Origin of the sequence: Rummeliibacillus pycnus, from assembly GCF_002884495.1 — a bacterium.
In the GTDB taxonomy this organism is placed as follows: domain Bacteria; phylum Bacillota; class Bacilli; order Bacillales_A; family Planococcaceae; genus Rummeliibacillus; species Rummeliibacillus pycnus.
This window is the reverse complement of sequence record NZ_KZ614145.1, coordinates 31,690-53,139: the sequence shown is the minus strand read 5'-3', so window position 1 is coordinate 53,139 and position 21,450 is coordinate 31,690. Positions and strand designations below refer to the sequence as shown.

Sequence of the window (21,450 nt, the reverse complement as noted above, 5' to 3'; positions counted from 1 at the left end):
TCTTCTCCCCCTATGAACGAGTCGTTACTTTTTCAATACGCTTTTGTTGTTTTGCTAGAAACATACCTTGAACATAAATACTTGGTGTATGAATATATTCAGGATCCAATTGCCCTATTTCTACAAACTCTTCCACTTCAGCTATTGTGATTTTCGCAGCGGTTGCCATAATCGGATTAAAGTTTTGAGCTGTTTTGTTATATTGTAAATTTCCTAGCTTGTCCGATTTATAGGCTCGTATAAAAGCAAAATCAGCAACTAAAGATTCTTCTAGAACATATTCTTTACGACCAAAATTACGAATTTCTTTGCCCTCTACTATTGGCGTACCAACTCCAGCAGGTGTATAAAAAGCTGGAATACCAGCACCACCAGCACGTATTTTTTCAGCTAACGTACCTTGCGGAATTAGTTCAACTTCTAAATCTCCCGATAATACTTGACGTTCAAACTCTTTATTTTCCCCTACATATGAAGCAATCATCTTATGAATCTGTTTATTTTTTAATAGCAATCCAAGCCCCCAATCATCAATACCACAGTTATTCGAAATAACTGTTAAATCCTTTATGCCACTCTCAGCAATGGCAATAATCAGTTGCTCTGGAATTCCTACAAGTCCAAACCCACCAACCATAATGGTCATACCATCTTTTAGTTGAGAAATTGCTTCTTCTGCAGAACGAAAAATTGTTTTCATCCACCATTCCCCCTTTGCTACCATTTTCTCAAATACAGAAAATTCTTGCAAATATTAACAAAATTATCTTGAAATACATTTAGAATCAACAAAACCAAATTTTCTCTTACTAGAATCATTAATTTTGATTGTTGGTTTTAACAAAAAGTCATTAGCTCTTGATACTAGTAACCTCAATGAAAATACCAAAAAGAACGGTAAGTAAAGAAAGAATCATTTAATTGACTCCATTTCATAATTCATAATATTTTCAAAAACACAAATGTATGTATTCAGCTAATCGCAACTGCGAAAACTACTGGTAAAGTAAAAAAACTAAAATTTATTTTTTAAAAAAGGCCGTAGATAATTCGAAATTTCGAATTGTCTACAGCCTGATAGCAACCAATTATAACTTCTTCATATTCTCATTTTCTAAATGCTTCATAGGTCGATCGTACAACATATAAGGAATTAACGAGATTGCTAATATTAAAATTAATACATAAAATGTAATCTTCATTCCATACTGATCGGCTAAAACGCCACCCAGAAAAGGACCAACCATTTTACCAATCGCACTAAAACTATTAATTAACCCTTGGTAGAAACCATCCCTTCCTTTTGGTGCAAGCTTACTCGCAATTGTTGGTACAATTGGCCAAACAAACATTTCACCAAAAGTTAGAATCATAATAGCTACAAGGAACATTTTAAATGTACCCGCAAAACTGACAACAAAGAACGAAATGATAAAGATTATAACGCCAATAAAAATTTGGCCTTTATAAAACTCACCCATTTTCTTAATAATAGGATTAATAAGTGGCTGACCTAAAACTATTAACAAACCATTTGTAGTCCATAACAAACTATATTGGTTCAAAGAAATACCTAAATCTTGTGTATAGGATGAAATCGTAGTGGTCCATTGTGTATAAACCATCCAACCCAAGAGATAACCAATTCCTAAAATAATCAGCGCATTCAAAGAAGAGCGATCCTTTACTTTCGCACTTTCATTGAGAACTGAACTTGGTGCAATACCATTTTCCGACGAAATCCCCTTATATGATAAAGCAATAAAGAAGAAGAATATATACATTATTAAATTAGCACTAAACAAATAGTCGAAACTTTTATTGGCAACTACCCCTGCAAGTGCTGGACCGATTGCTACCCCTAAATTTTGTGCAAGATAAATAGCATTAAAACCTTTTCTACCACCTTCTGGCCAAGCTGTACCGACCATTGCAAACATACTAGGGAAAACAATTCCTCCACTAAAACCGATTAGGGTTAAGAACCAAACGTAATGTGGCCATCCGTGCCAAATTACTAAACATATTAAACCCATAATGGTAATAATCGTCCCTAACATAATCGATTTAAAGCCACCAAATTTGTCGAATACATAGCCACCTATAAGATTTCCAATCACACCAGCTGCGGCATTTCCCATGAGCACAAGTCCTGCCACTGAAAGCGATTGTCCAAGATGATCATGCATATAAATAGTATTTAACGGCCATAAAAATGAGTTACCTACCGTATTGACAAGCATCCCAATAATTAATAGCCATACACTTCTGGGCATTACTAAGTCCTCCATTTACTTCGAATATCTAAGCAATCGTATCAACCTTTTGAAAAACTTACAACCTTAAAGAGAAAAATTCTAACTTTCTTCCTGTAGCAGATAAAGAATTCGTACACTACTACATGTACGTGATAGAATAAGAAGTTGAGGAGTGAAATTATGACTGATATAAAAAACAATGAATTTCCCTTTCCTTCTGATGGGAAACGTTATTATACATGGAACCGTTATTTACGAGATGAATTTGGTTGTAAAGTGTATAAAGTTGCCTTAGATGCAGGCTTTGACTGTCCAAATCGTGACGGTACCGTTGCATTTGGAGGTTGCACTTTCTGTAGCGCCGCAGGATCTGGAGATTTTGCAGGAGATCGTGTTGATCCAATTCCTGTTCAGTTCAACAAAATCAAAGAAAAGATGCAACATAAATGGAAAAACGGCAAAACAATGGCCTATTTCCAAGCTTATACAAATACACATGCACCACTTCCTGTATTAAAGGAAAAATTTGAAGCAGCACTTGCTTGTGAAGGTGTAATGGGTATAAGTATTGCTACTAGACCAGATTGTTTACCAGATGATGTTGTAGAATATTTAGCAGAATTAAATAAACGTACGTACTTATGGATTGAACTTGGATTACAAACAGTTCACGAACGTACTGCTAATTTGATCAACCGTGCACATGACTACGCCACTTATGTAGAAGGTGTAGAGAAACTTCGCAAACATGGCATTCGTGTTTGTACGCATATCATCAATGGTTTACCACTTGAAGACTACAATATGATGATGGAAACAGCACGAGAAGTCGCAAAATTGGATGTCCAAGCGATTAAAATTCATTTACTCCATTTATTAAAAGGTACACCATTAGTAAAACAGTATGAAAAAGGAATGCTTGAATTAATGGATCAAGATGCGTATATCAATTTAGTAGCTGACCAATTAGAAGTGATTCCTCCAGAAATGGTTGTACAACGTATTACAGGTGACGGCCCGATTGATTTAATGATTGGACCAATGTGGTCAGTTAACAAATGGGAAGTTTTAAATGGTATTGATGCAGAGTTGAAACGTCGCGGAAGCTGGCAAGGTAAGTTTTACAAAGCGGAAGAAGTGAAAACAAAATGAAGCTAAAACGTGTTTTACAATACGCACAGTTCTTACTACAAGATACTGTAGAAGCTGGTGATATAGTAGTAGATGCTACTGCTGGAAACGGTTATGACACCACTTTTCTTGCTCAATTAGTCGGTGAAAATGGTCATGTCTTTGCATTTGATGTACAAAAACAAGCTGTAGAATCAACTCAAAATCGTCTACAAGTAGAAGGATTATCAAAACGTGTTTCAGTAATTTTGGATGGTCACGAAAACGTTGACCAATATGTAAAAGAAACAATAAGTGCTGCTATTTTTAATTTAGGCTATTTACCAGGCAGTGAACATGAGGTCATTACAAAACCAAATACAACGCTAAAAGCTATTGAAAGCTTGCTAAGTCTTTTAAAAGTTGGTGGCATAATCGTATTAGTCATCTATTACGGGCATGAAGGTGGTAAAGAAGAACGAGATCAAGTGATCGAATACGTTAGCCATTTACCACAAAAGAAAGTTCATGCACTGCGTTATGAATTTATCAATCAAAAAAACGATCCTCCATTTATTATTGCACTTGAGAAAATGAAGGAGCTATAACATTTACTAATGGGATTTTGGACAGGTGTCGAGCAAAATTGCTTTCAAAAGGATTCAAACGGCAAAATTCCCCACAGAAGCCTCGCACTACTTACCGCTTTTTCAATTGTTGTAAGATCAAAAAATATGATAATAAGAGGCTGGGACAGAACAAAATTACCCCCTTCCAAAAGCCTAATATTGAACTTCATAGAGTCAATTTCATAAAGCGTCTTTCTTTGAGAAAATATGATTATTCGATGATTAACATTATTTAGAATGGTGTGAAGTGGAGGACGGGGACTCCTGCGGGAATAGCTTGAGCTGAAAGCCCCGCAGGAACGTAGTGACGAGGAGATTGAAGCCAAGCCCGCGGAAAGCGCCGTCTGGAACGGAACACAAAACGGAATGTTACGAAAAAATATATATGAAATGTTCGTGCTTTTTGTACAAATTCTTCATATATGAAATGAATTCAATTGAATAATACTAAAAAGAAATCCGAACAAATGTGAAATTTTAAATAGAATTTCATATTATAGTTCGGATTTTTCATTGGCTAAAATACTTTTATTCCAACCTCTTTCTTAATTTTAATTTAGTTTAATGTACTTTTAATGGATTTGCGCAACCTCATAATCTACTTTTTCCGGCATAAATAAATCAGTAAATGTATAGAATAATAACATCCTATTATAAAAAAGGAGCTTAAATCCAATATGCCTAAAATTCATGCTGTCAGTACATACTCTCCTCCCCATCAAATTCCCCAAGAAAAAGCAGAAGAATTTATACAGCAACTTTTCAACGGTAGAATGGAAAGACTTGAACGTTATTTAAAAGTATTTCAGAATGCCGAAATTCATAATCGTCAGCTCGCCATGCCAATAGAATGGTATAAAACGGACCATACTTTCTCAGAAAGAAATGATTTATATATTGAATTGGCAACAGAATATGGAGTACGTGTTATTGTAGATTGCTTAACTGAAGCTTCTGTAGATATTACAGATATAGATGCGATTATTTTTGTGTCGACGACTGGGATTTCAACACCAAGTATCGAGGCGCGATTAATGAACCAACTATCTTTTTCAGAAGATGTCGTAAGAATACCTATATGGGGACTTGGCTGTGGTGGTGGAGCTGCAGGAATAAGTCGTGCAAATGACTATTGTTTGGCACACCCTGAAGCGTTGGTTTTAGTAATCTGTCTTGAATTATGTAGTCTAACATTTCAACAAGAAGATATAAACAAAAGTAATCTAATTGGTACCTCCCTTTTTGGGGACGGCGTTGCTTGCGCTTTGGTATGTGGCGATCAAGTAAATATATCTCACACCAAAACATTACCTTCTATTAAAAATACAGCTTCTCGACTGCTACCAAATTCAGAAGATGTAATGGGATGGCGTATTGAAGATAATGGACTACATGTAATATTCTCTAAAAGCATTCCAAGTATTATTGAAAAATGGCTTACACCCTTTGTAAAAAGTTTTCTTCAAAAAAATAAAAAATCCATACAAAATATAAGCCGATTTATTGCTCATCCTGGAGGAAAGAAGGTTCTTACTGCATACGAAACAGCTTTAGGACTTTCAAAAGAAATATTGGCACCAAGCTCTTTTATCTTACAACAGCATGGCAATATGTCTTCTCCTACAGTACTATTTGTCTTAAAACATGTAATGCAACAACAACCAACTACTGGCGAACTCGGAATCATGGCTTCACTTGGTCCTGGATTTAGTGGTGAACTAGTCTTACTAGAATGGGAGTGATGAACATTTTATTTATCTTCATTTTTACCATTATTTGTATTCAAAGAGTTATTGAGTTACGTATTGCTAGAGCAAATGAGCATTTTATGAAAGAACGTGGTGCGATAGAATTCGGACAATCACATTATCCTTTCATTGTGTTGCTACATGTAGCTTTTTTGTGTAGTCTTTTCATCGAATATTACGTAAAAGATCTATCACTAAATAGATTTTGGATTTTCTTGCTTGGGTTCTTTTTGGCACTACAAATAGGCAGAGTTTGGGTCATCAAGTCATTGGGGCATTTTTGGAATACAAAAATTATTGTGTTACCAAATGCTTCTTTAGTGAAGAAAGGTCCTTATAGATGGATCCCTCACCCTAATTATTTGATTGTAGCATTAGAGATTGTAGTGATTCCATTAACTTTCCAAGCTTATTATACCGCTATTATTTTTTCTATTTTAAATTTGGTGATGATGCTCATTCGAATTTCTATTGAGGAAGCAGCTCTCAAAAATGTCTATCAAGATAGCGAGAAATTAGAACATTCTTCAGAATCCACATAATTATAGGAAATAATTATAAAAAAAGGTGTCTTAAAAGTTTTTCAACTCTTTTAAGACACCTTTTTAGCTTTTATGGAAGAAATTAAACTAAATCATTATTTTTTATTTCTATTTTCCCAAAAAGTAGCATTCTTAATACCTAGCTTTACAGGATCAAATTGTGGATCCTTTCCAGCCTTTTTCTGTTGTTCATAATCCTTCAGTGCAATCAGCGTTGGTTTTACTAAGAATATTAGTGAAATAACATTTACCCAAACCATAATACCAAGACCGATATCTCCAAGTGTCCATGCAGACTCGGAAGTTTTTACTGCTCCAAAGTATGTTGCTACAATAATTAATACTTGAACAAAACGGATGGCAATTTTTTGTTTCTTTCCATCAAATATATAAGATGCGTTTGTTTCTGCAATGTAATAGTAGGCCATTGTTGTCGTAAACGCGAAGAAAAATAATGCAATGGCAACAAAAGCAGCTCCAAAACCTCCGATTGGAAATGCTGCATCTACAGCTGCTTGAGTATATGCTGTCCCTGCATCGATACCTGGAATATTTTCTACAATAAATTTACCTTTACCATCATCTAATTGTACATTGTACATACCTGTAAACAAAATCATAAAGGCTGTTGCTGTACATACTAGGAATGTATCTAGATAGACAGAAGCAGCTTGTACTAAACCTTGTTTTACCGGGTGAGATACTTCTGCAGCTGCAGATGAATGAGGTCCTGTACCTTGTCCTGCCTCGTTTGCATAAATACCACGTTTAACTCCCCATGCAATCGCTGCACCTAAAATACCGCTAAAGATTTTCTCAGCTCCAAATGCACTACGGAATATTAACCCAAATACTGCAGGTACTTGATCGATATTCATAATTATAATAATTGCTGCAACTATAATATAGCCGATTGCCATAAAAGGTACGATGACAGAAGCAGCGTTTGCAATACGTTTAACACCACCAACAATAATTGTTCCTAAGATTAAACAAACAACTAAACCTGATACCCAATGTGGAATATTAAATGCTGTTTTCATCGCATCAGCAATTGCATTTGATTGTACAGTTGGTTGAAGAACTGACATTGCGATTAAAGCAGCAATCGCAAAAATCATACCTAACCATCTTTTACCAGTGAAATGATGGATATAGTATGCAGGACCGCCTCGATACTGCCCATCTTTTTCTTCTTTATAAATTTGAGCAAGTGTTGACTCTACATAAGCAGTTGCAGCACCAATGAATGCAGTTACCCACATCCAGAACACAGCACCCGGACCACCAAATGCAATCGCAGTTGCCGTTCCCGCAATATTCCCTGTACCGATTCGACCAGATAATGCCATTGACATCGCTTGGAAAGAAGAAACACCCGCTTCAGATTTTTTACCGTGGAAAATTTGACCAAACATATCTTTTAAGAATCTAACTTGTACACCCTTTGTTAAGATGGTAAATACCAACCCAACGATTAAGATTCCGTAGATCATCCACGGTCCCCATAAAACGTTGTAAATAGCATCAATAATAGCTTTCATCTTGTTGTCTCCCATCATGTTGAATTTTGAGAAATATAAACATATAAATTCTGAAAAAATTTTAAATATTCTTTCAAAATATTAATTTTAATTATATATCACAGGTTTTTATTTTAAAATAAAACCTATATATTATGCACCTGTTGTAACCGTTTACAACTGAAATGGACATAAAATTGTCACATTATGTACACTCAACACGGACATTGTGACATTTTTTATTGTTTTCAATCTATTCAAAAAACTTAAAGCACTAAATATGTTGTAAATATAATATACGAACATTAACCTCATTTTTTTTAAAAACGTTAAGTTTCTTAGCGAGATTAACGGATTATTTAATTTCATGGTAGAACGATAAGTTCGTCTTTTCAAGTAATACATCATTTTAAAAAGTAAATTCAAATTGATTGAATGATGTCTTTCAATTTGAACTTTTATTTTAAAAGTTCACAATTTGAAAATTTGTCCACTGGAAACAACACATTCACAACTAACAATAGTTTGTTGCCCCGAAAAATCACATAGAAATTTAATCAATTCAATGAATAATAATACATTCAAATTTACTATTGATAGAAAATAGGTGAAAGCAGATTACTAAAAAAAGGTCATGATAAGTAATAAAATGTACCCTTTGTAAAGGACAATTTATAAATTATCATAACCTTTTTCTTTATCTATATAATGTATCCAATATTTCGTAATGCATTAAAGATAAACGATTCCATATACTGATAAATATCATCACGTTCTGGTTCTTGCAAAAGATCGTGATAGCATACTTTCCATTCTTTATATTGCATTTCCGATATATTTTGTTGCATAAGCCACTTTTTACTATGCGCTGGAGAAACAATTTTATCGCTTCCGCCGTTCATCAACAATACAGGGATATCTGGAAATCCTTCCTGCATAGTTGAAACAGCCTTCATAAATTGGTGTAATTCTCGATACCAATTTACTGTAATAACGGAATTATAATAAGGATCATCCTTTTCTTCTTTGTAAAACTCATAACTTCTTGTTAGGTGTTTTAATGGAACATCATGATGAATTTTCATATTCCCAGTTAATTTACTTAATCCGGTAAGTGCATTTGATAATTTGGAAGGTTGATGAAGTAAATGCAACCATGGAGATGACAAGATTAGTCCAGCACATTCGTATTTGTATTTAGATTCAATTTGAATGGCAAGGGTTGCACCTAGTCCATGACCAATAATGAATATTGGCAAATTATAGTTTAAAGCTACTTGCATCATTTGACGAATAAACTTCCCATACTCTCTAAAATCTTCATTATGAGCTGTTTTAATTTCGCTTTCTTCTCCATGCCCAGGTAAATCACCCGCAATCACGTGCATTCCAGACATTCTTAGTTTTTCAATTAACCAGGCATAACGACGATGATGCTCATATGCACTATGTATAAAAACTACAACTGCTTTAGCCTGACCTTCTGCTTCCCATTTCCACATAATAGTTCTCTCCTCATTCTTTCCTATCCTATATTTTAACGCATTATATGAATTTCTGTTCCAATTAACGCATTAGTTTGTTACGATAATAATATAATCTTAGCGTGAAATGAGGCGTATTTTGATGATTTATCCATTTAAAGATAAAAAACCATCTATTGACCCATCTGTTTTTATTGGTGATAACGTTGTTATTACTGGAGATGTGACAATAGGTCCAGATTCGTCTATTTTTTATAATACTGTTATTCGTGGGGATGTCTCACCTACAATTATCGGCCGAAAAGTGAATGTGCAAGATTTATGTTGTTTACACCAAAGCCCTACAGCTCCACTTATTTTAGAAGATGAAGTAACTGTCGGTCATCAAGTTACTCTGCATAGCTGTCATATCAAAAAAGGTGCACTAATCGGAATGGCCTCTATCGTTTTAGATGGCGCTGAAATTGGTGAAGGCGCATTTATTGGTGCTGGTAGCCTTGTTACACAAGGAAAGAAAATTCCGCCAAATACACTTGCGTTCGGTCGACCTGCAAAGGTAGTACGAGAACTAACTGAAGAAGATAAAAAAGACATGGACCGTATTATCAATGAATATTATGAAAAAGGTCGTTTTTATAAATCTGTTCAGAACAATCCAATAACTCGATAATTTTCTAGGACCAATACAAGTATTTTATTGAATATGAACATTTAAATGGTACCCAATTTCGGTATGTGAAGCAGTACAACCAAATATGAATAGTAAAATATGTGTTTGGGTTTAAAAAATGAAAATAATTCTATGTAATAAATCAAGAATTGAGTAAGTAAATGTTTTTAAATTTGAAATGAGGGTTCGGAACTAATCATTCCGAGCCCTTTTTATAAAAATCGTTACTTTTTATATGATCCTATTTAATAATCAATTACATAAATACACCAACAGAATCACATCTATACAAAACTAGCTAATATAAAAAAGTAACAGAAGTTGTAATGATAGAATTATGAAATTGATTCTTTCATTCATTTTTTACTATTAACCTATTAAACGGAGATGTATATATGAAAAAAATTCATTATAGTTGGATTATCTTAACGATTACATTCTTTTCTATTATTGTTGCAGGAATTATTCGATCCTCTTCTGGTGTTTTTATCGAGCCATTTGAAATTGAATTTGGTTGGAGCAAACCTGCCATTTCGTTTGCATTTGCAGTTGGGTTATTTTTATATGGATTTTCCGGCCCCTTTATGGCTGCATTTGTCGAAAGATTCGGACTAAAAAATGTTATGTTGGCATCGATGCTTCTTTTATCGTTTGGGTTAGGTTTAACATTTGTGATGACTCAAGAATGGCAACTCATTCTAATATGGGGAGTTATGATTGGAATTGGTTCCGGTCTTTTTTTAACTGTACTCAGTACACAAATCGGAAATCGTTGGTTTGTCAAGCACCGTGGATTAGCTGTAGGAATATTAACTGCTGCGACTGCAACTGGACAGCTCGTCTTATTACCTGTACTTGCTAGTTTAATAGAACACTATAGCTGGCATCATGCAATAGGATTAATTTTTGCATTAAGTATCTTCATGCTAATTCTCATTTTCCTATTTATGAAGGATTGGCCAGAGCAGGTAAATACAACTGCACTCGGATTAATAGAACAAGAGTCCCCTACAATTTCTAATGAAATATCCATCGGGAATCCTTTTAAAATTGTTTGGAATTCATTAATAGAAGGGTGTAAGAGTAAAGCTTTTTGGCTGTTAGCTGGTAGCTTTTTTATATGTGGTTTGTCTACTACAGGATTAATAGGAACTCATTTTGTAGGTTATTGTATGAGTTTTGGGTTTCCCATGGTGCTCGCCGCATCCATGCTTAGTTTTATGGGGATATTTGATTTAGTTGGTACAACCTTATCGGGTTGGCTAAGTGATAAGATTGATAATCGATGGTTATTATTCTTCTATTATGGTCTACGCGGTTTATCCTTATTATTTTTGCCCGTTGCTTTAAATCATGGATCGATTACACTACTTATTGTTTTCTCCATTTTTTATGGACTCGATTGGATCGCTACTGTGCCGCCTACGATTGGCCTTGCTAGACGAGAGTTTGGGGTTAAGAAAAGTGCTTTAATGTATGGCTGGATGGTAGCATTTCATCAGGTTGGTGCAGCAGCTGCAGCTTACGGTGGTGGCCTAATCTATACTATCTTCGATTCATATACTTGGGCCTTCATACTATCTGGAGCATTTTGTGCTTTAGGTAGCTTATTCGTTATCTTATTGAAAAAGCATAACCCAAAGGAAGATGTGATCAAGCCTTAAACATTTAGATCAATTATCATAAATTTTAAAAATCCTGTGCAATTTTAAGGGGGAAAATTGCTACTTTTCTGCAATAATTGCATATCATCTAATAGTTTTGATAGATTTTTAATTATAGGAGCTCCCTTTTGCTTCACTCGCACTTCAATAGCCAGACATATAAAAAGAGACAAAGCTCTATTGCTTTGTCTCTATTAAAGAAGCTACTATTTATCGTGATGAATTTTCTAATTCACTCTTCTTCTTTCACTGGATGTTGTTTTTCTTCTTCATCATTCATCTCATTATAGGATGATCGTTTTTCTTCAAATTTGTCAGCAAAATCTTGTCTATCTCTTATTTCTTTTGCTAAGGCAAACGATGTATACATTACGAAAATAAGTCCCAACCAATAATATCCTTTTTCAACCAATGGCCACTTGGTATTCCAAATGCTAATTATCCCTATTCCAAAAGAAGCAATAGTTGATAACCAACAAAGGGCCAAATATTCTGTTGAAACTTTCATTTTTTCTCGCTTATCACGTAATGTTTTGACGAGTGAAAAAGAAGAGAATGTGATCCATCCTAAGATAATGGTATAAAACCCACGCTCAACAAGCATCCAATCCGTGTTCCAAATCGCAATGAGAACAAATGCAAATCCCGTTAAAAACGCTGCCCAGGTTAAGAAGAAAAACTCATTTGATTTCAGTTAGATCTCTCCTGTCATTTTTCAATCTTTAGTAGCTTATTCTTCAATCTACATTGTTATGTTAAAACCACATAAGTAGTTAAGATGAAGTAAAAATTACTTCTTATCATCTTATAATTGATATTATCTATAACTATAAAGCTTTTGTAAGAAGACTTACATAAACAAAAAAGGTCGTCCACCCTATTGAGTGAACAACCTTTTGATTAACTAACCAACTAAGCTTTTACTGCAAATTTAGCTTTTAACGCTTCTGCTTTATCTGTATTTTCCCAAGGTACATTTAAATCTGTACGGCCAAAATGTCCATAAGCTGCAGTTTGTTTGTAAATTGGACGACGAAGATCAAGCATTTTAATAATACCTGCTGGACGTAAATCGAAGAATTCACGAATTGCTTCGACTAAGTCGCTTTCTTTTACTTTTCCAGTACCGAATGTATCAACTGAGATCGAAACTGGTTGTGCAACACCGATTGCATAAGCAAGTTGAACTTCTGCACGTTCTGCAAGACCTGCTGCAACAATATTTTTCGCAACATAACGAGCTGCATATGCACCTGAACGGTCAACTTTCGTAGCATCTTTACCAGAGAAAGCACCACCGCCATGACGAGCATAACCACCATAAGTATCAACGATGATTTTACGTCCTGTAAGACCAGCATCACCTTTAGGTCCTCCAATTACGAAACGGCCTGTTGGGTTAATGAAATATTTAGTGTTTTCATCAAGTAATTCTGTTGGTACAACTTTTGCAATAACTTCTACTTTTAAGTCTTTTTGGATTTGTTCTAATGTAACTTCTTCATCATGTTGAGTTGAAATAACGATTGTATCTACACGTACTGGGTGATTATTTTCATCGTACTCAATTGTCACTTGCGTTTTACCGTCCGGACGTAAGTAATCTAATTGACCAGATTTGCGAACTTCTGTTAAACGACGAGCTAATTTATGCGCAAGGCTAATTGGAAGAGGCATTAGTTCTGGTGTTTCGTTACAAGCGTATCCAAACATTAAACCTTGGTCACCTGCGCCAATTGCTTCGATATCTGCATCAGTCATTGAACCCTCACGAGCTTCTAATGCTTGGTCAACGCCTTGTGCGATATCAGGAGATTGTTCTCCAATTGCAACAAGTACAGCTAAGTTCTCAGCGTCAAAACCGTATTTACCACGAGTGTAGCCAATTTCTGAAACAGTATCACGAACGATTCCTTTAATATCTACATATGTAGAAGTTGTAATTTCACCTGCTACAAGTACTAAACCAGTTGTAACAGTTGTTTCACATGCTACTCGTGCATTCGGATCCTTTGCAATAATGGCATCTAAAATAGCATCTGAAATTTGGTCACATATTTTATCCGGATGTCCTTCTGTTACGCTTTCTGAAGTAAATAATCTTCTGTTTGTCATTTGGTTTCCTCCTATTATAAACGAGATCCTCTCGAAAAAAGATACGGTACTCATTACCCATGTCCGTTTAAATACAGATAAACGCCAAGCCAGCTTAACAGCTGCTTTTTAACACGAGGTTATAGAAAGTGCCATTACATAATATAAATAGAATCCTACAAATCACATATAATAATGAAACAAATCAGATTTGCTTCTATTTTTTGAAAAAAAAAACCTTTCTCTCATCGTAAACAATGAGGAAAGGATATGTTTCGTAAGCACCTTTCACTCTTATCGTTCAAGGAATAATCCTTGCATCAGATTAGCACCAACGCATTACGTGAACAATAATGCAGGTTGCCGGGTTTCATAGGGCCTGACCCTCCACCAGCTCGGGATAAGAGTATCCGTTCTAATGCATATAGTAAGGGATATTGATTTGAAAGTCAAACTATTTTATATTCATATTAAAAAAAGACAAATTTAAAAAAAATAATCATTAATTAGTATAGACTATTAATTTCAATGTGTTATACTATTTCTGAAAATGAATAAAACAAACCCACAACAAGGGGAATAATATAAAAAGGATGGTACGAACAAAGATGAATTCAGTAGAAATTGCGAATGAACTGAAGGAGTTATTACAAGGTCATAATATTTTGGAACAACTTTCAGTCCCACAATTAGTGGAGAAAGCAACTTCACGTGGTGAAGCAATCTTAACAGTTGATGGTGCTGTTCGTGCAGTAACAGGCAAATATACAGGACGTTCTCCTAAAGATAAATTTATGGTAGAAGAAGAATCATCTAAAGATCAAATTGATTGGGGTAAAATTAACCAACCAATCTCTTCGGAAGTATTTGATTCATTATACAACAAAGTTGTTAACTATTTAAAACAAAAAGAAGAAGTTTTTGTTTTTAAGGGTTTTGCAGGAGCAGATCCAGAATCACGTTTAGCAATTCAAGTTGTTAATGAATACGCTTGGCACAACCTATTTGCTCACCAACTATTCATCCGTCCTACTGAAGAAGAACTACAAAATCATGATGCTGACTTTACAATTGTTTCTGCTCCAACATTTAAAGCAGATCCAGAAATTGATGGAACAGCTTCCGAAACATTCATCATCGTATCACTAGAAAAACGCATCATCTTAATTGGTGGTACAGAATACGCTGGTGAGATGAAAAAATCTATCTTCGGTATCATGAACTACCTATTACCACAACAAGGTATTCTTCCAATGCACTGTTCAGCAAACGTTGGAGAAGAAGGTGACGTTGCACTATTCTTCGGTTTATCAGGTACTGGTAAAACAACTTTATCTGCTGATGGTGATCGTAAATTAATCGGTGACGACGAACACGGCTGGTCTGATAATGGTGTATTCAATATTGAAGGTGGTTGCTACGCTAAAACAATCAATCTTTCTGCTGAAAAAGAACCTGAAATTTATAATGCTATTACTTTCGGTACAGTTCTAGAAAATGTAACTGTGGATCCTGAAACTCGTATTCCTGACTATGATGATGCAACATTAACACAAAATACTCGTGTTGCTTATCCAATTCAAAATATCGAAAATATCGTTGATCCATCTGTTGCAGGTCAACCACAAACAGTTATTTTCTTAACAGCTGATGCTTTTGGTGTTCTTCCTCCAATCAGTAAATTAACAAAAGAACAAGCAATGTATCACTTCTTATCAGGCTTCACTTCTAAAATTCCTGGTACAGAACGTGGAGTAGTAGAACCAGAACCAGTATTCTCTACATGCTTTGGCGCTCCATTCTTCCCATTACATGCAACTGTTTATGCGGAAATGTTAGGTAAGAAAATTGACGAACATAAAGTAAATGTTTTCTTAGTGAACACTGGATGGTCTGGCGGAAGCTACGGTGAAGGTAGCCGTATGAAACTTTCTTACACTCGTACAATGGTACGCGCTGCAATTGAAGGTAAACTAAATGATGTATTCACAGAAAAAGATTCAATCTTTGGTCTTTCTTTACCAACTGCAATCGAAGGTGTTCCTGCTGAAATCTTAAACCCACGTAACGTATGGGATGATAAAGAAGCTTATGATGAAAAAGCTACAAAATTAGCTGGTATGTTCCATGAGAACTTCAAAAAATTCGGCGTTGTTGCTGAAGAAATCGCTAAAAAAGGTGCTCCAATCGCTTAATTCCTTTAAACCTATAAGTAAATCATCCGATCGGATGGACCCGAGCAGTTTAATCAAGCTGCTCGGTTTTTTTGTTTTGTTGGATTAAGTTTTCTATTTTATTTACGACTTTTAGTATTTTACTTTCGATTATAATGCTTTTATTTGCGAGTTTTCTAATTGTATTTGCATTCTTAGCAATTTAAGTATTCTCTCCAATCAGTTTTTGCAACTTTAGATCTATCCTCAAAAAAGCAAAAAACACCACAACTCAAGTTGTAGTGCTTATTGTTATTAATCTGTATCATCTGGTATGAATTCAACGGCACATTTTAATTGTTCAAACATTTCTAAGATTGGCTCGGCTTCTTCCTTTGTTACTTGATTGAAGTAAACTTCTTCACCATAATTATGAATTTCCATCCCTTCAATCATCTCTTCATCATGAAAAACCATAGAAAACCATTTTAATTTTTCATTTATAGAAGCATGGTTTTGAAAATAGTCTCGTGTTTCCTCGCTTAACAAGACTTGATGAATTTTGACAAGTCCTTCATTTCGTGAAAGGAAACTAATTTGTTCTAACTCTTGTATTGTCTGTTCTTCTTCTTTCCAATTTTGAATTTGGACTTCTGAATAATGTTCAGTGTAATTAGACCAAAGCTCTTTCCAATAAGGATACCTCTCAGAAAAATCTAAAATAGTATCATTTAATTTTAAGTCAATCTTTGCCTTAATATAGCCCAAATTCATCACCCACTATCATAATTGTTGCAATTTCATCCACTGACAAGCACCATTTACCACTTTCCGATTAACTTCGCTCGGGAAAAAATGCGTATAATCGGGATAATACCAAGTTTCAACATGCTTGTTAAAAAACTTTAGTCCATTTTCTAATATTTGAGCATGTTTAAATCCTACATTTTGATCTTGCATACCATGAACAATTAAAACAGGTGCTTTGATCTCATCAATACGAGGTATGGGATGTCGTTCTTCGTAAGCAATTGGATTTTTTTGAGGAGAACCACCTAGAACGCGTTTCATCATTCTGCGCATATCAACTCGTTCTTCATATGTCAATTTAATATCTGAAACGCCACCCCAAGTAACAATTGAAGTAATATCATCGCGCAATATTCCCGTCCATAGCGCCATAATACCACCTCTTGAAAATGCAAAAATGTGAATCCGTTTATTGTGACAAAAGTGTTTTAATACATCTACTGCATTGACTGCATCAAAACGATCTTCTCCACCAAATTCATCTCTTCCCTCACCACCACGTACACCTCTGTAGTATGGAGCAAAGACAATAAATCCTTGTGAAGCAAGTTGTGCGATACGTGCAGGTCGTACCATGCCAACACCTTGCATACCACCACGCAAATATAGTATACCCTCATCATTTGCTTTAACAATTGGTGTAGCAAGCAAACCTTTAACACGTAAACCATTTGACCAATAGGCGATTTCTATTAGTTTTATACGTGGGTTAGGTGATGGATAATCTCTCAAATAGTCAATCTCACCATTTGTCTTCACGTTCACTCACCTTTTCTAAAATCTTCTTCATACCTAAGTCTTTCATATAAAAACTTAATCGATTGTTTGTTATTAATTCTTCTTCTGTCATAAAAACAGCACCTTTAGTTTCCCTGTTTGCATGGTTAGAGTCAACATTTTGTACAATTGCTGTATAAACCGCCTTTGTAAAGGGGCTATTTTCTTGTACCATGTAAGTTGCAAGCCACTCTACATTGAAAATATTAGCACCTGTTTCTTCAAATACTTCTCTTATCGCTGCTTCTTCTAATGTCTCACCATTTTCTACTTTACCACCTGGAAATTCGTAGCCGCGTTCTGGATGCTCTGTTAGCAACCATTTTCCCTCATACTTTGCTAAAACAAGTACATGTTTTGGAATAATTCTGAAAGCATTTTTTTTAAAAGATAATTCACAACCGTTGCCATTTAAATCTGTATATGTAAACATACCTTCGTTCACTCCCTATCGTATTTAGTGTAACGAAGGTAACGTCATCAATCAACTGTAGTAAGGCATTTGTTCGATGAATTTTTTTGTCTCTTGATCTCCATACTCATGAATAAGTGCATACACCTTTTTTAAACGCTTATCCACCTCATCATTTTGCTCATCAAAATGATATGGAACTGCAGGAATTTGCGCTCTCCACATACTATTGTCATCCCAACTTTTCATTTGTGCAAAAAGCTGATCAAATACTGTTAACATTTCACGATCTACATTTATATGAAATTCCCATGGAGCCTGATGCGGTGAAAAATTATAATACTTATGCATGACTGAAACATAAACATCAACATTAGACATATACATTCTCCTTTTTAATCTTTAGTTTAGTTTTTATAAATAATTTTATACAAAAAAACACCAGATAGTTTAAAGAAACCATCTGATGTCATTGGAGTTGTAAAGTCATGTCAATTGTAATCGATAGCTTGTGGAGGCATTTCGATTAAACTTGTACGTCAATCACAGATCCTTTGTATGGATGTGTTGCTTGTGGTTGTTCAGGCATTTGATCTAATAACTGAACAGCAGCAGTCGTTTGCATGTTCATCGCATTTTGCAATACACTCATTTGAACAGTTTGTTGAAGTTCTGAAAGCTGCGTTGCCATAATGGAATTCAAATCCATTCGTATCACTCCTTTACAACAATACTATCGGGTGAAAAATACTTTTTATTAGTAAAAGTTCTACGCTATATTCCCCTATTAGGAAATAGACCATTTCATCACCATTAACTCTCCACCACTGCGAATTTCTCGTGCACCTGTATCGGTAAAACCTATTTTTTGATATAACATTCTTGCTCTTTCGTTAAATAGGTAAACCGTTAAGTAAATTATATTAATATTCGGAAAGTATTCATTAATATATGCTGGTAAAGACTGCAATGCATTTTTACCAAACCCTTTCCCTTGATGAATTGCATTTGTAGCAAATGCACGTAATAAAATAGCATCGCTAGCCGTACTATATGGAGCAACACCTTCCTTTTCATGCAAAACAAAAAAAGTTACAATCTCCCCATCTTCTTCTAATACTATGGCATGACGTGATGGGTCATTATTACATAATGCTAAGCTATCAACCGGCATCAGGGTCAATGAATGTTGCTCTTTATGTAGCCTAAATTCTTTTAACTTCGGTAAATCATCTATATAATAGGGCCTTAATCCCATTTTAATCACCCCCTCTTTCTGATTGCATCAAACAATTGATAAATTCCTTGATAATAGGCAAATCAGGCGGGCTAATTTTCGAAGGTAATTGTTGAATTTCAAAGAACTGTAATGCTTGAACTTCTACATGATCAACATTCAAATTTCCTGTATAATCCTTACAAATATAAGTTGAAATCACATTATATACTTCATCACCATGCGGATATTGGTAGTAGAATTCCTCTCCTGAGAATACCTTAAACAACGTAACCGTATTGGCGAATAACCCGGTTTCTTCTTTCAATTCTCTTTTTGCTGCTTGTTCTAGCGTTTCTCCAGGTTCTAATGCGCCACCTGCTAATCCCCAACAATTATTATCTTTTCTTAATTGCATCAGTAATCGATTGTCTTTATCTAAAACAATTACATTTGAACCAACAAGAATCAGCGGACGACTCCCTACTAACTTTCTTAACTCTTTGACATATCCCATGAAAAAACCCCTTAAATTTTTTAATTATATTTCTATTATTCTTCTGCAAATTACTTAGATATTGCCTTTGCAGAAATTAAATATAACAAAAGCGTAATTATTTCTTACAATTCAATTTGAGGATAAAGAGACAACTAGGTTCAAGACATTAATAATTTGTGCAGGCGAGTGGTGAGCCTCCTCCACATACCTGCGGAATCTCACCTGTCTCGCTTTCCCTCAGGACATTGAATTTGCACCGCACGAAGCGTATCGACATTTACGGTTTCACTGCTTTCCAAATAGTCCATCTATCTTTTTCGATAATTGGTTCATTGTTTTTAAATTTCAATTGACTGTTTATATATGAGACAAGATCCTGTAGTTGTATATCATTTAGTTCATGGAGAATGGATCGTCCATTTCTACTTAAGATGTCTTCTGATAATTTTTCTAGCGTTTTATAAATTTTTCTTGTTTCCCATAATTGATATTGGCTAGAATGCTGAAATCCTATATTTTGAAGAGTTTGCAATACGATTTCACTAGAATGTCTTCTCGCTACTTCTTTTTCAAGAATACTAGGGTATTTTTCAAAGAAATATCCTCTTATATGTTCTACACTCCCCTTAAGCAAGCAATCTTCGGGTGTTCGATCTTGAATAAGATAGATTCCACCATGTTTTAAAATTCGAAATGCTTCCTTAAAACATGTTTCTAAATCTGCAATATGATGTATCACTGCACGCACAAGGACTATATCAAACTGGTTACTTTTTAGATTTGTTTCTAAAGCATTACCTTGTTGAAATGTTATGTTGGGATATGCTTTACAATTTTCTTTTGCCGCAAAAAGCATTTGTTCAGAAAAATCGAGTGCTGTTACAGTAAAAGCGCCCATATCAGCTATGGCTTTTGTATAAATTCCTCCACCACACCCAATATCTAAAACAGATTTTCCTTTCACATCACAAATCTTATTCACCTTTTGTAGCCAACTTACATCTGCATTTCTTGAAGCATAGGAAGAACGATTATCTTTACTATGAAAATCGATTGTCATATTATACCTCCTACAGAAACAAATTATATACTTATTTTACAATAAAAGGTTTATAAGTAAATATTACATACTTAATAATAATCTATAAGATTTCCTTATTACATTTTGCTTAGTTTATATTATTCAATCCTCTAACCCCATTAAAGCCCCCAAATATTGTGAAACAGTTGTAAAAGTAATGAGTGAATTAGGGCGTCGCGTCCACTGATCAGCTCCTGCTGTAAAAGAAAGAGGGAAACAACTAGACGAACAGGGAATACCACACGAATTAGTGACCAAGAACTCGGCTATACGATTCAATGGATCGTCGAAGCAACCATTAAAAATAATTATTATAACGATTTTAAACTGCTCATCCAATCTTATTCGAATGTAGATTTTTGTTATCGTATTATTTGGATGCTTGTTTTATCTCGCATTAACAGGCAGTAACCCCACCTGAAATCTGAGAGTGAATCAAAGAAGATAGGGGGAGGGATAACTATCCGTAAAAGCTCGATTGGTTCAACTCACCGTCAGTAACTGATAGAAGTTTCACTTTATAGTGAAGATAAATTTCTCTTCTTTACTAGATGCAGAAGCTACAATTGATGAACTACAGCTTTACGCCCATACAAAAATGCATTTTATATTATCAAAAGTAGAGACAGTGAAAAATTATCTAAACTTATAACTACATAATTAATGCTTTTAACCTCCATTTTTATCCAAAATCATTACTAATTTCACACTTTCTTCACAACTGTATTACTTTTACTTTTAGAAATTTTGTGACAGCATACTTGTAATGAATAATTCTAA

General features: G+C 34.7%; 22 protein-coding genes and 1 riboswitch. Of the genes, 8 read left to right on the top strand and 14 right to left on the bottom strand.

Going from position 1 to position 21,450, the window contains the following annotated elements:
* Window positions 1-10 precede the first annotated feature (10 nt).
* Together CEF14_RS00360 and CEF14_RS00355 are read right to left on the bottom strand one after the other, a co-directional pair.
* The gene (locus CEF14_RS00360) at window positions 11-700 is read right to left on the bottom strand and encodes a CoA transferase subunit A (RefSeq protein ID WP_102690993.1); all 690 of its coding nucleotides are present in this window, start codon (window positions 698-700) and stop codon (window positions 11-13) included.
* 388 nt (window positions 701-1,088) lie between these two features.
* A complete protein-coding gene (locus tag CEF14_RS00355) occupies window positions 1,089-2,276 on the bottom strand; it encodes an MDR family MFS transporter (RefSeq protein WP_102690992.1) in 1,188 nt (395 codons plus the stop codon).
* Between the two features lie 162 nt (window positions 2,277-2,438).
* On the opposite strand from CEF14_RS00355, the gene CEF14_RS00350 reads away from it, so the two are divergent.
* From CEF14_RS00350 to CEF14_RS00335, 4 genes are all read left to right on the top strand, one after another.
* On the top strand, window positions 2,439-3,410 hold the full coding sequence (locus CEF14_RS00350; protein ID WP_102690991.1) for a tRNA modification radical SAM protein MnmL/YtqA: 972 nt from the start codon (window positions 2,439-2,441) through the stop codon (window positions 3,408-3,410).
* A complete protein-coding gene (locus CEF14_RS00345) occupies window positions 3,407-3,976 on the top strand; it encodes a tRNA 5-(aminomethyl)-2-thiouridylate-methyltransferase MnmM (protein WP_102690990.1) in 570 nt (189 codons plus the stop codon). The genes CEF14_RS00350 and CEF14_RS00345 overlap by 4 nt, the downstream gene beginning before the upstream one ends.
* Window positions 3,977-4,674: 698 nt before the next feature.
* Window positions 4,675-5,739 carry a type III polyketide synthase gene (locus CEF14_RS00340; RefSeq protein ID WP_102690989.1) on the top strand — a complete coding sequence of 355 codons (1,065 nt, stop codon included), beginning with the start codon at window positions 4,675-4,677 and terminating at the stop codon, window positions 5,737-5,739.
* Window positions 5,739-6,287 carry an isoprenylcysteine carboxyl methyltransferase family protein gene (locus CEF14_RS00335; protein ID WP_245890015.1) on the top strand — a complete coding sequence of 183 codons (549 nt, stop codon included), beginning with the start codon at window positions 5,739-5,741 and terminating at the stop codon, window positions 6,285-6,287. The genes CEF14_RS00340 and CEF14_RS00335 overlap by 1 nt, the downstream gene beginning before the upstream one ends.
* 95 nt (window positions 6,288-6,382) lie before the next feature.
* Here CEF14_RS00335 and CEF14_RS00330 read toward each other — a convergent pair whose 3' ends face one another.
* Window positions 6,383-7,831 carry an alanine/glycine:cation symporter family protein gene (locus CEF14_RS00330; RefSeq protein WP_102690987.1) on the bottom strand — a complete coding sequence of 483 codons (1,449 nt, stop codon included), beginning with the start codon at window positions 7,829-7,831 and terminating at the stop codon, window positions 6,383-6,385.
* A 680-nt stretch (window positions 7,832-8,511) separates the two neighbouring features.
* Window positions 8,512-9,312, bottom strand: a complete 801-nt coding sequence (locus CEF14_RS00325) for an alpha/beta hydrolase (protein ID WP_102690986.1) — start codon at window positions 9,310-9,312, stop codon at window positions 8,512-8,514.
* Between the two features lie 124 nt (window positions 9,313-9,436).
* On the opposite strand from CEF14_RS00325, the gene CEF14_RS00320 reads away from it, so the two are divergent.
* Entirely contained in the window at window positions 9,437-9,964 is a 528-nt protein-coding gene (locus tag CEF14_RS00320; RefSeq protein ID WP_102690985.1) for a gamma carbonic anhydrase, read from the top strand.
* Between the two features lie 395 nt (window positions 9,965-10,359).
* The gene (locus tag CEF14_RS00315) at window positions 10,360-11,628 is read left to right on the top strand and encodes an MFS transporter (RefSeq protein ID WP_102690984.1); all 1,269 of its coding nucleotides are present in this window, start codon (window positions 10,360-10,362) and stop codon (window positions 11,626-11,628) included.
* A gap of 232 nt (window positions 11,629-11,860) precedes the next feature.
* Here CEF14_RS00315 and CEF14_RS00310 read toward each other — a convergent pair whose 3' ends face one another.
* Both CEF14_RS00310 and metK read right to left on the bottom strand, forming a co-directional pair.
* Window positions 11,861-12,322 carry a YiaA/YiaB family inner membrane protein gene (locus CEF14_RS00310; RefSeq protein WP_281256536.1) on the bottom strand — a complete coding sequence of 154 codons (462 nt, stop codon included), beginning with the start codon at window positions 12,320-12,322 and terminating at the stop codon, window positions 11,861-11,863.
* Window positions 12,323-12,540: 218 nt separating this feature from the next.
* A complete protein-coding gene (gene metK / locus CEF14_RS00305; protein ID WP_102690983.1) occupies window positions 12,541-13,743 on the bottom strand; it encodes a methionine adenosyltransferase in 1,203 nt (400 codons plus the stop codon).
* Window positions 13,744-14,013: 270 nt separating this feature from the next.
* Window positions 14,014-14,129, bottom strand: a riboswitch (SAM riboswitch).
* 201 nt (window positions 14,130-14,330) lie between these two features.
* Here metK and pckA point away from each other — a divergent pair.
* Window positions 14,331-15,917: a phosphoenolpyruvate carboxykinase (ATP) gene (pckA, locus tag CEF14_RS00300; RefSeq protein WP_102694242.1), complete on the top strand. Its 1,587-nt coding sequence runs from the start codon at window positions 14,331-14,333 to the stop codon at window positions 15,915-15,917.
* A gap of 273 nt (window positions 15,918-16,190) precedes the next feature.
* On the opposite strand, the gene CEF14_RS00295 is transcribed toward pckA, so the two are convergent.
* The 8 genes from CEF14_RS00295 to CEF14_RS00260 all read right to left on the bottom strand — a co-directional run bounded on the left by CEF14_RS00295 (window position 16,191) and on the right by CEF14_RS00260 (window position 20,649).
* Window positions 16,191-16,649, bottom strand: coding sequence for a hypothetical protein (locus tag CEF14_RS00295; RefSeq protein ID WP_170061389.1), 459 nt, complete (start codon window positions 16,647-16,649; stop codon window positions 16,191-16,193).
* A gap of 9 nt (window positions 16,650-16,658) precedes the next feature.
* Window positions 16,659-17,444, bottom strand: coding sequence for an alpha/beta hydrolase family protein (locus CEF14_RS00290; protein WP_102690981.1), 786 nt, complete (start codon window positions 17,442-17,444; stop codon window positions 16,659-16,661).
* Window positions 17,428-17,895 carry an RNA deprotection pyrophosphohydrolase gene (gene ytkD, locus CEF14_RS00285; protein WP_102690980.1) on the bottom strand — a complete coding sequence of 156 codons (468 nt, stop codon included), beginning with the start codon at window positions 17,893-17,895 and terminating at the stop codon, window positions 17,428-17,430. The genes CEF14_RS00290 and ytkD overlap by 17 nt, the downstream gene beginning before the upstream one ends.
* A gap of 51 nt (window positions 17,896-17,946) precedes the next feature.
* Window positions 17,947-18,255, bottom strand: a complete 309-nt coding sequence (locus CEF14_RS00280) for a transposase (RefSeq protein ID WP_102690979.1) — start codon at window positions 18,253-18,255, stop codon at window positions 17,947-17,949.
* Between the two features lie 145 nt (window positions 18,256-18,400).
* Window positions 18,401-18,583, bottom strand: coding sequence for a putative motility protein (locus tag CEF14_RS00275; RefSeq protein WP_102690978.1), 183 nt, complete (start codon window positions 18,581-18,583; stop codon window positions 18,401-18,403).
* A gap of 78 nt (window positions 18,584-18,661) precedes the next feature.
* A complete protein-coding gene (locus CEF14_RS00270; RefSeq protein WP_102690977.1) occupies window positions 18,662-19,132 on the bottom strand; it encodes a GNAT family N-acetyltransferase in 471 nt (156 codons plus the stop codon).
* A gap of 1 nt (window position 19,133) precedes the next feature.
* Complete coding sequence (locus tag CEF14_RS00265) at window positions 19,134-19,607, bottom strand: NUDIX hydrolase (protein WP_102690976.1); 474 nt, start codon at window positions 19,605-19,607, stop codon at window positions 19,134-19,136.
* A 259-nt stretch (window positions 19,608-19,866) separates the two neighbouring features.
* The gene (locus CEF14_RS00260) at window positions 19,867-20,649 is read right to left on the bottom strand and encodes a class I SAM-dependent methyltransferase (protein ID WP_102690975.1); all 783 of its coding nucleotides are present in this window, start codon (window positions 20,647-20,649) and stop codon (window positions 19,867-19,869) included.
* A 544-nt stretch (window positions 20,650-21,193) separates the two neighbouring features.
* On the opposite strand from CEF14_RS00260, the gene CEF14_RS19340 reads away from it, so the two are divergent.
* Window positions 21,194-21,322: a hypothetical protein gene (locus CEF14_RS19340; RefSeq protein ID WP_281256474.1), complete on the top strand. Its 129-nt coding sequence runs from the start codon at window positions 21,194-21,196 to the stop codon at window positions 21,320-21,322.
* The last annotated feature ends 128 nt before the right edge of the window (window positions 21,323-21,450 follow it).

Excerpts from the sequence above, each read along its gene's own strand:
- CEF14_RS00360 (WP_102690993.1), bottom strand. The coding sequence starts at position 700 with ATGAAAACAATTTTTCGTTCTGCAGAAGAAGCAATTTCTCAACTAAAA.
- CEF14_RS00355 (WP_102690992.1), bottom strand. The coding sequence starts at position 2,276 with ATGCCCAGAAGTGTATGGCTATTAATTATTGGGATGCTTGTCAATACG.
- CEF14_RS00350 (WP_102690991.1), top strand. The coding sequence starts at position 2,439 with ATGACTGATATAAAAAACAATGAATTTCCCTTTCCTTCTGATGGGAAA.
- CEF14_RS00345 (WP_102690990.1), top strand. The coding sequence starts at position 3,407 with ATGAAGCTAAAACGTGTTTTACAATACGCACAGTTCTTACTACAAGAT.
- CEF14_RS00340 (WP_102690989.1), top strand. The coding sequence starts at position 4,675 with ATGCCTAAAATTCATGCTGTCAGTACATACTCTCCTCCCCATCAAATT.
- CEF14_RS00335 (WP_245890015.1), top strand. The coding sequence starts at position 5,739 with ATGAACATTTTATTTATCTTCATTTTTACCATTATTTGTATTCAAAGA.
- CEF14_RS00330 (WP_102690987.1), bottom strand. The coding sequence starts at position 7,831 with ATGAAAGCTATTATTGATGCTATTTACAACGTTTTATGGGGACCGTGG.
- CEF14_RS00325 (WP_102690986.1), bottom strand. The coding sequence starts at position 9,312 with ATGTGGAAATGGGAAGCAGAAGGTCAGGCTAAAGCAGTTGTAGTTTTT.
- CEF14_RS00320 (WP_102690985.1), top strand. The coding sequence starts at position 9,437 with ATGATTTATCCATTTAAAGATAAAAAACCATCTATTGACCCATCTGTT.
- CEF14_RS00315 (WP_102690984.1), top strand. The coding sequence starts at position 10,360 with ATGAAAAAAATTCATTATAGTTGGATTATCTTAACGATTACATTCTTT.
- metK (WP_102690983.1), bottom strand. The coding sequence starts at position 13,743 with ATGACAAACAGAAGATTATTTACTTCAGAAAGCGTAACAGAAGGACAT.
- pckA (WP_102694242.1), top strand. The coding sequence starts at position 14,331 with ATGAATTCAGTAGAAATTGCGAATGAACTGAAGGAGTTATTACAAGGT.
- CEF14_RS00295 (WP_170061389.1), bottom strand. The coding sequence starts at position 16,649 with ATGAATTTGGGCTATATTAAGGCAAAGATTGACTTAAAATTAAATGAT.
- ytkD (WP_102690980.1), bottom strand. The coding sequence starts at position 17,895 with ATGTTTACATATACAGATTTAAATGGCAACGGTTGTGAATTATCTTTT.
- CEF14_RS00280 (WP_102690979.1), bottom strand. The coding sequence starts at position 18,255 with ATGTCTAATGTTGATGTTTATGTTTCAGTCATGCATAAGTATTATAAT.
- CEF14_RS00275 (WP_102690978.1), bottom strand. The coding sequence starts at position 18,583 with ATGGATTTGAATTCCATTATGGCAACGCAGCTTTCAGAACTTCAACAA.
- CEF14_RS00270 (WP_102690977.1), bottom strand. The coding sequence starts at position 19,132 with ATGGGATTAAGGCCCTATTATATAGATGATTTACCGAAGTTAAAAGAA.
- CEF14_RS00265 (WP_102690976.1), bottom strand. The coding sequence starts at position 19,607 with ATGGGATATGTCAAAGAGTTAAGAAAGTTAGTAGGGAGTCGTCCGCTG.
- CEF14_RS00260 (WP_102690975.1), bottom strand. The coding sequence starts at position 20,649 with ATGACAATCGATTTTCATAGTAAAGATAATCGTTCTTCCTATGCTTCA.